Genomic DNA, 13,534 nt, shown 5'->3' on the forward strand with positions numbered 1-13,534 from the left:
AGCCCCCGCATCGGGCTCTGAAGGGGCCTCGTCCTCAAACGCCGGGCGGGCCGAATGATGCCGGACGGGCCGAATGATGCCGGGCGGCGCTGAAGCAGGCACCGGCGGCACCGCGGAGGCACACCGGTACGGCGCAGTCAGCAGCCGCCTCGGCCGAGGCCGGTCCGGGGGCCCGGGGCGGCAGCGTCTTGACCTCAAGTCCGGTTGAGGGCGAAAGGTGATCGGTGCACGCATCGACCACCTTCCCCGGAGGCCTCCATGACCCGTCGCACCGACGCCCACCCCGATCTCACCCGCCCCGAGGTCGGCGCCCCCTTCTTCAGTACCTGGCGGGTTGCCGACCCCCAGCGGCAGACGCAGACCGTCGAGGCCATCGCCGGCACCTGGGAGCGCCGCCCCTGGCCCACCGACGATCTGCTCGGTTACTACGTCTACACCGGCCAGGACGCCTCCACCCTCCTCCACTACTCGCAGTGGAGGAGCGAGCAGGCCTTCGAGGCCTTCGTCAAGACCCACCGGCAGGAGCGCGTCGACGAGATCGACACCGCCGTACCCGGCATCGAACGGCAGTGGCTCGGCCGGTACCGGCACTACCGCAGCGGCGCCCGCGAGGGCGACACCCGCGTCCCCGGCTGCATCGTGATCGTCGACATCGAGTTCGAAGGCCCCGACCCCGACCGGCAGTGTGCCTGGGTCGACGCCGTCTTCGAGGCGCTGGAGAGCGAGCCCACCCCTCACCCCGGCGGTATCTCCGCCCACTTCCACCTCAGCACCGACGGCACCCGCGTCCTCAACTACGCCGAGTGGGAGAGCGCCCAGGCCCACATCGACGCCCTTGCCGCCCCGGGCGACGGCATCGGCTCGGCGACGGAGTTGTGGCACCGCGTCCAGACCTGGCCTGGCCTCAAGAGCACCGGCTCGGTCAGCCGGTACGACTTCGCCCTCGGCCTCGTCCCGGACTGAACCGTACCGAAAACTCGAACCGTCTGGACAAAAAAAGTGTTCGGTGAGACGGTGGACCCATGCTGGACGTCACCGTGATCGAGGACCCCGAGGCCGCAGCCGTCTCCCTGGACCCCATAAGGGCCCGGCTGCTTGCCGAGCTGGCGGCCGGACCCGCGTCGGCCGCCATGCTGGCCGGCAAGGTCGGGCTGCCCAGGCAGAAGGTGAACTACCACCTCAAGGCGCTGGAGCGGCACGGCCTCGTCGAGCTGGCCGGGGAGCGCCGCAAGGGAAACGTCACCGAGCGGCTCATGCAGGCGACCGCGGCGTCGTACGTGATCTCGCCGCTCGCGCTCGCCTCGGTGCAGCCGGACCCGGACCGCTTCCGTGACCAGCTCTCCGCCCGCTGGCTGCTCGCGCTCGGCGCCCGGCTCGTCCGGGACGTCGGTTCGCTGATCACCGGCGCCACGAAGGCCCGCAAGCGGCTGGCGACCTACGCGCTGGACGGCGAGGTCCGCTTCGCCTCGGCCGCCGACCGAGCCGCGTTCATCGAGGAGTTGACGGCCGGCGTGAGCGCGCTGATCCGCAAGTACGACGCGCCCGACGCCGAGGGCGGCCGCGATCACCGGATCGTCGTCGCCGTCCACCCCACGGTCAAGGACCAGCAGCCCGCCCAGGAAATCGAGCAGTAGGACGCAGGAGCCCGCCATGTCCAAGGAATTCGAGATCGCCCGTGAGTTCGAGGTCGACGCCACGCCTCAGGAGGTCTGGGAGGCGGTCACCACCGGTACCGGAGGCTACCTCTGGCCGATGGAACCGCCGGAGCCCCGGGTCGGCGGCCGGGGGCCCTTCGGGTCGAAGGTCACCGCCTGGGACCCGCCGCACCGCTACACCAACCTCGTCGAGGACGTCGAGGGCATCGCCGAGCAGACGAAGAACCAGCTCGACTACACCATCGAGCCGCGTGACGAGGGCCGGCGCGCCTGGGTGCGGTACGTGCACAGCGGGATCTTCGTCGACGACTGGGACAACCAGTACGACGGCGCCGCCAAGCACACCGACTTCTATCTGCACACCCTGCGCGAGTACCTGGTCCACTTCGCGCCCCGGCCGGCCGCCTTCGCCACGTTCGACGGCCCCGAGGCGTCGAAGGCGGCCGACGCCCTCGCCGCCGTCGGGCGGGCGCTCGGCGTCGGGGAGGACGTGGCGGCCGGCACGAGCGTGCGGGTCCACGGCCCCGACGAGTTCGACGCCGTGGTCGATTTCCGCGACCCGTACTTCATCGGGCTGCGCACGGACCGGGGCCTCACCCGCGTCTTCGGACGCAACCACTGGGGCCACCCGGTCGGCATCTCCCTGCACGACTTCACGCCGGGCGCCGACATCAAGGAGTGCGAAGCCGCCTGGCAGGGCTGGCTGAACGGGGTGTTCAGCCAGCCCTGAACCGCACCGGAGGTTACGGACGGAACCGCAGCACCTGCGGGTCGTGGTCGCTGATCTGGTCGTGGAACTCCGAGTTGACGTGCACGCTGTCGTACTCGAAGTCGCAGGAGTTCCGGATCGACGGGCTGATCAGGATCTGGTCCAGCGTCTGCGCGTTGCCCTGGTAGACGTACGAGTAACGCTCGCTCTTGGGCAGCGACTTGATCGCCGACCACAGCGCGCCGTCGTCCTCCAGCAGCTTGGTGGTGCCGGAGAACTCGAAGTCGTTGATGTCGCCGAGCGTGACGACGTCCGCGTTCTTCTGGACGGCCAGGATGTCCTTGACGAACGCGTTCACCGCGGTCGCCTGGAGGTGGCGCTGGGTCTCCGAGCTGCGGACCGGCGGCTGGTACTGCGCGTGCAGCGACTGGTCGCCGCCCTTGGAGGCGAAGTGGTTGGCGATCACGAAGACCGTGCGGCCACGGAAGGTGAACTCACCGGCCAGCGGCTTGCGGCTGTTCGTCCAGGCCGCGTTCGCCGGGTCGATACGACCCGGGGAGACCGTCAGCGCGGCCTTGCCCTTCACCTTGGTCACGCCGACGGCCGTCGTGGCGTCGCCGCCCGCACGGTCGACGAAGGAGACCCGCTCCGGGTTGAACAGGAACGCCTGGCGGATGTTGCCGCCCGGCTCACCGCCGTCGGCCTTGTTCACCGGGTCGATGGAGCGCCACTGGTACGCCGGGCCGCCCGCGGCGACGATCGCGTCGATCAGCTTCTGCATCGTCCGGTCGGCGGCGACCGTACCGTCGTCGGTCTTGCCGTTGTTGTCCTGGATCTCCTCCAGGGACACGACGTCGGGCGACTGGAGGTTGTTCACGATCGCGGAGGCGTGCTCGGCGAAGGTGGCGTCGGACGGGTCGAGGTTCTCGACGTTGTACGTCGCCACCGCCAGCTCGCCGTGTCCCTGCTTCCGCGTCGTCTCCCGCTTCAGGCCACCGCTCTTGAGCGTGCCCAGCTCGCTCGCGACCAGGGTGTAGCCGCCGAACTGGGTGTAGTCCAGGGGGCCGGTGGTGGTGCCGGCGAGCGTGTCACCGACGTTCGCCTTCGGGAAGTCGGCCGCCGCGCCGAGGGACTGGATCTGGAGGCGGCCGGTGTTCTGCGAGTCGTAGGAGCCGTAGACCGTACCGCCACGCCGGCTCGCGTTCTCGCGCGGCTTCACCGTGACCCACAGCTCGTTGAAGCCGTCGGTGCCGGTGACCACCCGGGCGTCGGCGACCCGGACGTTCATGTGCTCCAGGGACTCGTAGTAGTCCAGGGCGTACGCCCTGGGCCTGAGCGTCAGGCCGTTGACCGAGCCGTTCGCGGCGGCGTCGCCGACGGGGGCGTACGCGGCCGGGACGGACTTGGCGGAGATGGCCGCGGCCGCCGGGAGAGCGTTGCCGCTGGAGACGACGGTGAACGTCGGCTTGGTGATCTCGGTGATCGACTGGTTGCCGCTGGCGGCACCGCCCGGGACGTACTCCTGGACCGTGCCCGACACCGTGACCGCGTCGCCGATGGCGACGCCCTTCGGCGCGGAGTCGGTGTAGACGAAGAGGGCCTCGCTGGTGGCCGGGTTGTCGTCCGCCTGCGGGTCCTGGATCCAGAAGCCCTTGGACGACCCGTAGCCGCGCACGCCGGTGACGATTCCGGCCACATCCGTGACCTGCTTGCCGGCGTAGGGCGATATTCGGGTGCTGCCCTGGACGTCATGGATGCGCACGGAGTCGGCGTGCGCGGGGGCGGTGAGGACTACGGTGAACGCAGCGGAACACACGGCGGCGACGGTGAGCGCGGCGAGACGCGCGGACTTCTTGCTCGGCAACGGAAATCCCTCCGGGGACGTGAATGAGCGCCGGGACGAGGGTGGTGCGTGGAACGGTGGGTGAAACGCTGGTGCAGGCGCGACCGGTGGGGCGGTGGCGACGCGCGTAGAAAATACAGTGAACAGCTGTCCGCCCGATTTCTACGCGCGTCAATCTCCTGCCTGGTCAAGCCACTTGTCAAGGTTTCGGCCATGTACAGCTCCCGACGGAGAGATGAACCGGGTGGCATGGGTGGAAATCCGTCTAGGCTGAGCGGTTGAGCCGTGATGCGTACGGCCGAGGGCCGTGTCGCTTACGGCCATGCAGAACGCCCTAGGAGAAACAGCCGATGTCAGACAGCTCCTCCCTGCCGCCGGTGCGGCTGCACCCCGAAGCGGAGCTGGCGCGGGACGCGCTGTCCACGCCGTTGCTTTCCCGGGCCACGCGGCTCGCCCGCTGGGCCGGACCCGACACCCGGGTCGACGCCGGGGGCGGCCTCGTCGAGGAGCAGCTGCCGGCGGCCGCGGAGGCGCTCGGACTGAGCGGGGACGACGCCGCCGCGTATGCCAGCGAGGCCTGGCGCGTGGCCGTCGACGCCGGGCTGGTCAAGATCGTCGACGAGGAGACGGGCACGGTCGAGGCCGGCGCGGATCTTTCGCTGCTGACCGGCGGTTCGCCGCAGGACGTCCTCGGGGTGTGGCTGACGGCGCTGGAGACGGTGCTCGCCGACGCGAGCGTGCCCGACCTCGATGACCTGGTCGACGCGATCGACACCGGGGGCGAGATCGACTTCTCCTCGCTGGACTGGGACCCGGAGGCCGAGGCGGAGTTCCTCGACGGCGTCCTCGGCAACCTGTACCTGCTGACGGCCGCCGAGGACGGCCCGGGCGACGGACCCGTGCCGCTGCCGGCTCTCGCCGCGTCGATGATCGTGCCCAGCGACATGGGCGAGCCCACGAACGACGTGCTGGAGCAGGTCTCCGACGCGATGATGCGCCTCGACGACCAGTTCCGGGTGCTGGAGCCGGTCGGGCTCGTGGAGTACCAGCCGGTGGACGAGGCGCTGATGGCGGACACCGAGGGCGCCGAGGAGGGGCCGGCCGCCGTCGACGACACCGACGTGTCGCGCTACGGCATGGTGCGGCTGACCCCGCTCGGCCTGTACGGGCTGCGGTCGCGGCTGCTGGAGGCCGGGTTCGAGGCACCCGCCGTCGGGGACCTCGCGGACAAGGGCGCCGACGCGCTGCTCGACGGCACGGCCGTCTTCCCACAGGTCGCCGCGCGTGCCGAGACCGAGATGTGGCTCACCCGGCGGGAATCCCTCGCCGCGGCACGGGAGTTGCTGGCGGCGGCGCGAGGCTTGGATGCCGGGGCGCCGCTGCGGCGGCTGCGCTGCCAGCAGGCGCTGTCCCTCGTCGGCGCGGAGGCCGAGCCCGCGCTGCGGGAGGTCCTCGACGATCCCGAACTGGGCGGGCTGGCCCGGGTGTGGCTGACCGAGGCGGGGTTCTCCGGCGTGCCCGCGCCGTCCGAGGAGCTGGTGTTCTGGCTGACCGTCGACACTCTTGCCGCGCAGCTGGCGGCCGAGGGGAACTCCGACGAGCTGCGGGCGCTGGTGGAGGGGCTGGCCGCGCAGCACGGTGGGTTCTTCGCGGCGGCCTGGCGGGTGGATCATCCGGCGACCGCGGATGTGCTGGAGGCGATGGGGCGGTTGCATCCGGACAAGAAGATCGCCAAGGAGGCTCGGAAGGCCGCGTTCAAGGCGCGGTCGCAGCAAGGGGGCTGAGCCTGTCTCGCGGGTGCCGGTCGAGTGTGGCTGGTCGCGCCCACGCGGCGGAGCCGCATATCGGTACAGCCCCGCGCCCCTGAGGGCGTTGCCGTGCCCGGCGTTGATTCATGGAAGCGGGTGCCGTGAAGCCGCCTGGCGTTCAGGCTGTGTTCAGTCCTGCGCGGGACCGTTGCGCCGACTCAAGCCCGCCACCTCCCACGGCACCAACTGTCACAGGAGACACCATGTCGCTCACCCGTAGGGACTTCGCCAGGAATTCCGCGATCACCGGTGCCGGTGTCGCGCTGGCGGGCAGTGCCGGCGTTCTCGCCAGCGCGCCGAACGCGCTCGCGTCCACGGAGGCCGAGACCGAGGGCGGGAAGCCGACGGACGCCCACAGCTGCGGTGTCGGCTACGGCCCGCTGATCCCGGACCCGAAGGGTATCCTGGCGCTGCCCGCCGGGTTCGAGTACCGCGTCATCACCTACAGCGGGAAGACCAAGCTGGAGTCGGGCGAGTTCACCCCCTCCAACCACGACGGCACGGCCGCCTTCGACGGGCCGCGCGGCACCACCCTCCTCGTCAACAACCACGAGCTGAAGGGCCCCCGCGCCAACTGGAAGTACCCGGTCCCGCTCACCGAGGGCCTCGTCTACGACCCTGCCGCGTCCGGCGGCTGCACCGTCGTCGAGGTCCGCCCCGGCGGCCAGGTCGCCGAATGGGTCGGCATCGCCGGCACCTCCACCAACTGCGCGGGCGGCAGTACCCCTTGGGGTACCTGGCTCACCTGCGAGGAGAACTCCGACAAAGCCGGTACCAACGGCATGACCAAGGATCACGGCTATGTCTTCGAGGTCGACCCCATCGACCGACGCGCCAACGAGGACCCCAAGCCCCTGAAGTTCTTCGGCCGCTACGACCACGAGGCCGTCGTCATCGACCCCAAGCGCGGCCACGCCTACCTCACCGAGGACGCGGCCTCCCCCAACGGCCTGTTCTTCCGCTGGACCCCGCCGAAGGGCTTCGAGTACGGCCGCGGCAGGTTCCGTACCCTGGCCGACGACGCCGGTGACCTCCAGGCCCCCAAGTGCTTCGACTCCGGCGGCAAGTACGTCGACGACCTCTCCCGCGCCACGAGGATCGGCACGGTCTACGGCGTCGACTGGGTGGACGTCCCCGACCGCGACGCGAAGAGCACGCCCGTGCGCAAGCAGTTCGCCGACGGTGAGATCACCCGCGCCCGCAAGCTGGAGGGCATGTGGTGGGGCGACGGCGGCGCCTACATCGTCTCCTCCTACGCCCGTGCGGAGAGCCCCGGCCGGCACGACGGCCAGGTCTGGTTCTACGACCCCAAGCGCCGCACCCTCACTTTGAAGGTCCTCCTCGGCGTCAACCCCGATCCGTCCAAGGACGGCGCATTCGACGGCCCCGACAACATCACCGTCTCCCCGTACGGCGGCGTCATCCTCGCCGAGGACGGTGAGGGCGTCTCGCACCTGTTCGGCGCCACCGACAGCGGCCGCACGTACCCCATCGCCCGCAACGACCTGAACGTCGGCACCGAAGAGGAGCCCGAATTCAGCGAGTTCGCCGGGGTCACCTTCTCGCCCGACGGCCGGACGCTGTTCGCCAACATCCAGGACCCCGGCATTCTGCTGGCCATCACCGGGCCCTGGAAGCGCCAGCGCCGGTAGTTAATTCGTTCGCCCGTCCCGCGGCACGCCTCTTAGAGTGATGAACGTCCAGGTGCGAAGGCAGGACCTACTTCCACTCTTAATGGGGAGGCCGCGGGTTCGAATCCCGCCACCGGTTCCACGCGCCGGTGTAGCTCAGCGGCAGAGCACCACGTCGGTTCCGCCGGCCTCGATCTCTGGACACCACAACTTCATGCACCTCCCGGTGCGCGGGCCGCGGCTACTTCTTCTCCCAAAAGAATCCCATGCCGCTGCCGAATTGATCTCGGGAGGCGCAGCTCAAGGTGGGTGCCCGGTGCGCAGGCAGCGGATACTTCGGGAGCTGGTGGGGGTAAACCCCTCGTGCGGGTTCGAATCCCGTCATCGACTCCGGGTCGGTGTGGCGGAACGGAAGACGCGCCAGTCATAAGCAACCGCAGTCGACTTCGATCTCGGACGCCCTCCTTTTGCTGTGCCTCCCTCAGAAACCCACAGTGAATTCGGGGGAATTCAGCATGGCGCGATTCAACATGCGGGCCGCCAAGGCGCGCCCCACTTCGCGCGTGACGTCGACCGGGCGAGTACTCCGTACCTACGAGGGTGGCCGGGGCCGTCAGCGGGACGCGCGTTCCGAGCTTTTCCTGCTGGCGGTCGCCAACTTCGTCTCGCAGCAGACCTTCTACGAGTCCGGCGGCGACCGTGACGACCGGTTCGCGGGGCTCGTGCGCGAGCTCGCCGTCACCGACCCGGTGTGGACGGCCGGCCTGCTCGCCTGGCTGCGCGGTGAGGGCAACCTCCGTACGGCGGCCCTCGTCGGCGCCGCCGAGTACGTGCAGGCACGCCTGGCGGCCGGGGCCACCGACGGCCCGTCGAACCGGCAGGTCATCGCCTCCGTGCTCCAGCGACCGGACGAGCCCGGCGAGCTGCTCGCGTACTGGACGGCGGTGTACGGCCGCAACGTCCCTAAGCCCGTCAAGCGCGGCGTCGCCGACGCCGTACGGCGCCTCTACAGCGGCAGGTCGCTGCTGAAGTACGACACCGCGTCCAAGGGATACCGCTTCGGCGACATCCTCAACCTGGTGCACGCGGCACCGGATCCGGACAAGCCGTGGCAGGGCGAGCTGTTCCGATACGCCCTCGACCGCCGGCACAACCCGGACACCGCTGTGCCGCCCGCGTCCAGCCGGACGCTGGTCGCCCACCGTGAGCTGATGGCGCTGCCCGTCGAGGAGCGGCGTGCCCTGGTGACGTCGCAGGACGGCGCCGAGCGGCTCGCGGCGGCCGGGATGACGTGGGAGGCACTGGCGGGCTGGTTGCAGGGGCCGATGGACAAGGCGGCCTGGGAGGCCGTCATTCCCTCCATGGGCTCGATGGCACTGATCCGCAACCTGCGGAACTTCGACGAGGCGGGTGTGTCCGACGAAGTGGCGGCCCGGGTCGCCGCGCGGATCAGCGACCCCGCCGAGGTCGCACGGTCGCGGCAGTTCCCCTTCCGGTACCTCGCCGCGTACCGGCACGCGCCGTCGCTGCGCTGGGCGTACCCGCTGGAGCGGGCGCTCGGTCACTCGCTGGCCAATGTGCCCGCACTGCCCGGCCGGACGCTGATCCTCGTCGACCGCTCCGGCTCGATGTGGGGGCCGCTGTCCGACCGCTCGAAGCTCAACCGGGCCGACGCGGCGGCGATCTTCGGCACGGCGCTGGCGCTGCGGGCGAAGAAGGCGGACCTGGTGGAGTTCGGCTCCACGAGCGCCCCGGTGAAGTTCCGCGGGGGCGAGTCGGTGCTGAAGATCCTCGGCCGCTTCGGTGGCCTGGGCGGCACCGACACCACCGAGGCGGTCCGCCGCCACTACAGGAAGCACGACCGGGTGCTGATCGTCACCGACGAGCAGTACGCGTACAGCCACCACGGCGACCCGACCGAGCAGGTCCCCGCCGACGTGCCGGTCTACACCTGGAACCTCGCCGGCTACCGGGCGGGCCACGGTCCGTCGGGCAAGGCGAACCGGCACACCTTCGGGGGTCTGTCGGACGCGGCCTTCCGGATGGTTCCGCTGCTCGAGGGCGCTCGGAACGCCGACTGGCCCTGGGCGAACTGAGGTCCGGCGGGAGCCGGGGGCGTGGCCCGCACTCACGGGGGTGCGGGCCACGCCCTTGTCCGGGCCGGGGATTGACATCTAACATTTCAGTCGTGGAGGCGATACGGCCCGTAGGCCGGACCCTGCTCAGGGACCGGGCGTACGAAGCGATCCGGGACGCCATCGTGGCCGGGGAGATCGAGCCCGGCACGGTGGTGCGGGACGCCGATCTCGCGGAGCGGCTCGGGCTGTCGCGGGCGCCGGTGCGCGAGGCGTTCTCGCGGCTCGTGGACGAGGGGCTGCTGGAGAGCAAGCCGCAGAGCTACACCCGGGTGACCCCGGTCGTGGCCGCCGACGTACGCGACGCCGCCGCCGTGGTCGGCGCCATGCACGAGCTGGCGACACGGGTCGCCGTGCCCAGGCTGTCGGCCGCGGACGTGGAGATCATGCGCGCCGCCAACGACCGCTTCGCCGCGGCCGTCGCGACCGGTGAAGTGGATCTCGCGCTACGGGCCGACGACGAACTGCACGACGTACTGGTGCGGGTGAGCGGCAACCGCGCGGCCGCCGCCACCGTCGCCCGCTACACCCCGCTCATCCGCCGCCTGGAGCGCCGGCGCTTCGGCGAGGGCGGGACCTGCCGTTCGGCGGGGCTGCACGAACGGTTGATCGAGGCGTGCGCCGCCGCTGACGTGGACGCGGCGGTCCAGGTCACGGCGGAGATCTGGCGCACCCTCGCCGACCTGGCCGACTCCGGCCGACCGACGCCGTGACCATGTGGAGGCGCCCCATGTCCCTCTCTTCCTACGAGCGTTACCCCCTCCTCTTCGGCCCGTCCCCCGTGCACCCCCTGGAGCGCCTGACCGCCCACCTCGGCGGCGCCTCCCTCTGGGCCAAGCGCGAGGACTGCAACTCCGGCATCGCGTACGGCGGGAACAAGACCCGCAAGCTGGAGTACCTGGTCGCCGACGCACTGGCCAAGGGCTGCGACACCCTCGTCTCGATCGGTGGCGTGCAGTCCAACCACACCCGCCAGGTCGCCGCCGTCGCCGCCCGAGCCGGCCTCAAGTGCGTGCTGATCCAGGAGAGTTGGGTGGACTGGCCCGACTCCGTGTACGACAAGGTCGGCAACATCCTCGTCAGCCGCCTCGCCGGCGCCGACGTCCGCCTTGTGCGGGCCGGGTTCGGGATCGGCTTCAAGGAGAGCTGGGAGCAGGCGCTCAGGGAGGTCGAGGAGTCGGGCGGCAAGCCGTACGCCATCCCGGCCGGCGCCTCCGACCATCCGCTCGGCGGGCTGGGCTTCGCCGGTTGGGCGTACGAAGTCGCCCAGCAGGAGCGGGAGTTGGGCGTCTTCTTCGACACGCTGATCGTGTGCTCCGTGACCGGCTCCACCCAGGCGGGCATGGTCGCCGGCTTCGCCGCCCTGGAGGAGGCGGGCGGCCGTCCGCGCCGCGTCCTCGGCGTCGACGCCTCGGCCAAGCCCGCCACCACTCGCGAGCAGATCGCCAGGATCGCCCACAACACCGGGCAACTCATCGGAGTCAAGCGCGAGTTGACCGAGGCCGACGTCGAGCTCGACGACCGGTACCACGCGGGCACGTACGGCATCCCGGACGAGACGACACTCCAGGCCATGCGGCTCGCCGCCGGGACGGAGGGGATGGTCACCGACCCCGTGTACGAGGGCAAGTCGATGGCCGGGATGATCGACCTGGTGGGCCGGGGGGAGATCGGGCGGGACTCGACCGTCCTGTACGCCCACCTCGGCGGCCAGCCTGCACTGAACGCCTACAGCGCGCTGTTCTGACCGCTGGGGGCGCCCCTGAAAGGGGCGCGGGGAACTGCGCGACCAGCCACGATGGCGCCGCACGCGATCGACGACCTTTCCCGGCCCGTCGAGCGGAGCGCTACAGTGCCCCCGTGCGGGCGGACGATCAGCAGTGGGAGACGAGTGTCGAGGGGCCTGACGGCACGCGCCGCCGGGCCACGATCCACGACGTCGCGAAGCTGGCCGGAGTGTCACGGCAGACGGTCTCCCGCGCGGTCAACGACAAGGGTGAGATCGACCCGGCCACCAAGGAACGGGTGCTGGAGGCGGCTCGGCTGCTGGACTACCGGCCGAGCCGGTTCGCGCGCGGCATGGTGCAGAAGGGGGCCGTGACGGCCGGTCTGGTGATCCCGGATCTGATGAACCCCTTCTTCCCCGAGGTGGCCGCCGGCGTTCTGGAGGCGGCCGAGCAGCGGGGCTGGCAGGTCGTGATGTGGGACTCGCGCATCGACGAAGCCCGGGAGCGGGACGCGCTCGACGTGCTGTCCCACCAGGCCGACGCGATCATCGGCTACTTCAAGAGCCCCGACGAGGTGCTGGCCCGGCATCTCGGTGGCGTACCGCTGGTGCTGCTGGAGCGCGGCCCGCAGCAGACCCGTTTCGCGGCCGTGGGCATCGACGCCGCCGCCGGTCTCGAACAGGGCATGGCCCATCTGGTGGGCGCGGGGCATCGCAGGATCGGCATGCTGGACGGGGTGTACGGCCCCGGCCTGCGCAGGGAGGCCTTCCTGGAGGAGGTCCGGCGCTACGGCCTGCCGGTCGACGACGGCTGGATCGCGTTGTGTGCCGAGCACAGCGTGGCCGGGGGCGAGGCCGGCATGGAGCGACTGCTGGACACCCGGCCCGACATCACCGCCGTCTTCGGCTTCAACGACCTGATCGCGGTCGGCGCCATGCGCGCCGCCCGGCGCCGTGGTCGGCGGGTCCCGGACGACCTGGCCGTCCTGGGCTTCGACGGCCTGTCGCTGGGCGAGCTGGTCGAGCCCGCCCTGACCACCCTCCACATCGACAAACGCCGACTGGGCCGACTGGCCGTCGAGCAGGTCGCCCGCCTACGAGCAGGCGAGGAACCCCTGCGGGGCGCCGACGCCTGGGTGGTGCCCGAGCTGGTGGTGCGGACTTCCGCTTGAGGCCTGCGGAGAAGGTCACCCACTGTGCCGCCCCGGCCAACCCCGATGTGCTGCACAACGCCGACTACGCGCTCGTGACGGCCGGGGCGTTGATCTGGCGCCCCCTTCGAGGGGGCGCCCTGGACGTCGTACGGCTGATACCGGTGATGCAGATACGGCTGCTGGTGCGGGTGACGGGTGATGCAGTACAGCTGATGGCGTGTCTACAGCGCCTGGGCCGCCGGCTTCACCATTCCCCTCACCGTGCGGGACTTCACGAAGTCGCCCATGGCCGTCATGTCCCACTCCCCGGAGAACTGCCTGATCAGCTTGGCCATCATCACGCCCGTCTGCGCCTCGGCGTTGGTGAGGTCGAAGCGGACGAGTTCCTCGCCGGAGGCGGCGTCGATCAGCCGGCAGTACGCCTTGGCGACCTCGGTGAACTTCTGGCCGGAGAAGGAGTTGACCGTGAAGACGAGCCCGGTGACCTCCTGGGGGAGGCGCCCCAGGTCGACGGTGATGACCTCGTCGTCCCCGCCGCCCTCACCGGTGAGGTTGTCGCCGGAGTGGCGGATCGCGCCCTGCACGATCTGGAGCTTGCCGAAGTAGCAGCTGTCGATGTGGTTGCGCTGCGGGCCGTAGGCGATGACCGAGGCGTCCAGGTCGATGTCCTTGCCGCGGTAGGCCGGCTCCCAGCCGAGGCCCATCTTGACCTGGGAGAGCAGGGGGCGGCCGCCCTTGACGAGGGACACGGTCTGGTTCTTCTGGAGGCTGACGCGGCCCTTGTCGAGGTTGATCTTCCCGGTGCCGGGCGCGGGGGGAGCGGGCGGGGCCGGGGGAGCGGCGGGGGCCTGGGGCGCCGGGGGAGTGGACATC

11 protein-coding genes are annotated in these 13,534 nt (G+C 70.8%); 9 read left to right on the plus strand and 2 right to left on the minus strand.

All coding sequences use genetic code 11. From position 1 onward, the window contains the following. Positions 1-258 precede the first annotated feature (258 nt). From KUM44_RS11180 to KUM44_RS11190, 3 genes are read left to right on the plus strand one after another with little or no spacing between them, the layout of a single operon-like run. Complete coding sequence (locus KUM44_RS11180; RefSeq protein ID WP_217207648.1) at positions 259-963, plus strand: antibiotic biosynthesis monooxygenase; 705 nt, start codon at positions 259-261, stop codon at positions 961-963. A 59-nt stretch (positions 964-1,022) separates the two neighbouring features. Next, on the plus strand, positions 1,023-1,634 hold the full coding sequence (locus KUM44_RS11185) for a helix-turn-helix domain-containing protein (RefSeq protein WP_217207649.1): 612 nt from the start codon (positions 1,023-1,025) through the stop codon (positions 1,632-1,634). Positions 1,635-1,650: 16 nt separating this feature from the next. Continuing rightward, entirely contained in the window at positions 1,651-2,385 is a 735-nt protein-coding gene (locus KUM44_RS11190; protein ID WP_217207650.1) for an SRPBCC domain-containing protein, read from the plus strand. A 13-nt stretch (positions 2,386-2,398) separates the two neighbouring features. On the opposite strand, the gene KUM44_RS11195 is transcribed toward KUM44_RS11190, so the two are convergent. After that, entirely contained in the window at positions 2,399-4,228 is a 1,830-nt protein-coding gene (locus KUM44_RS11195; protein WP_217207651.1) for an endonuclease/exonuclease/phosphatase family protein, read from the minus strand. 329 nt (positions 4,229-4,557) lie between these two features. Between KUM44_RS11195 and KUM44_RS11200 the strand changes: the two genes are divergently transcribed. The 6 genes from KUM44_RS11200 to KUM44_RS11225 all read left to right on the plus strand — a co-directional run bounded on the left by KUM44_RS11200 (position 4,558) and on the right by KUM44_RS11225 (position 12,679). Continuing rightward, a complete protein-coding gene (locus KUM44_RS11200) occupies positions 4,558-5,991 on the plus strand; it encodes a hypothetical protein (protein WP_217207652.1) in 1,434 nt (477 codons plus the stop codon). 227 nt (positions 5,992-6,218) lie between these two features. Continuing rightward, on the plus strand, positions 6,219-7,667 hold the full coding sequence (locus KUM44_RS11205; protein ID WP_217207653.1) for an alkaline phosphatase PhoX: 1,449 nt from the start codon (positions 6,219-6,221) through the stop codon (positions 7,665-7,667). A gap of 494 nt (positions 7,668-8,161) precedes the next feature. Next, the gene (locus tag KUM44_RS11210) at positions 8,162-9,742 is read left to right on the plus strand and encodes a TROVE domain-containing protein (protein ID WP_217207654.1); all 1,581 of its coding nucleotides are present in this window, start codon (positions 8,162-8,164) and stop codon (positions 9,740-9,742) included. A gap of 92 nt (positions 9,743-9,834) precedes the next feature. Beyond that, on the plus strand, positions 9,835-10,494 hold the full coding sequence (locus KUM44_RS11215; protein WP_217207655.1) for a GntR family transcriptional regulator: 660 nt from the start codon (positions 9,835-9,837) through the stop codon (positions 10,492-10,494). A 17-nt stretch (positions 10,495-10,511) separates the two neighbouring features. Next, complete coding sequence (locus tag KUM44_RS11220) at positions 10,512-11,528, plus strand: 1-aminocyclopropane-1-carboxylate deaminase (RefSeq protein ID WP_217207656.1); 1,017 nt, start codon at positions 10,512-10,514, stop codon at positions 11,526-11,528. Between the two features lie 113 nt (positions 11,529-11,641). Beyond that, positions 11,642-12,679, plus strand: a complete 1,038-nt coding sequence (locus KUM44_RS11225; protein WP_217207657.1) for a LacI family DNA-binding transcriptional regulator — start codon at positions 11,642-11,644, stop codon at positions 12,677-12,679. A 203-nt stretch (positions 12,680-12,882) separates the two neighbouring features. Here KUM44_RS11225 and KUM44_RS11230 read toward each other — a convergent pair. Then, positions 12,883-13,534, minus strand: a 652-nt coding sequence (locus KUM44_RS11230; RefSeq protein WP_217207658.1) for a TerD family protein, incomplete at its 5' end; no start/stop codon positions are given.

This window comes from Streptomyces sp. AC550_RSS872, assembly GCF_019049285.1.
Taxonomy (GTDB): domain Bacteria; phylum Actinomycetota; class Actinomycetes; order Streptomycetales; family Streptomycetaceae; genus Streptomyces.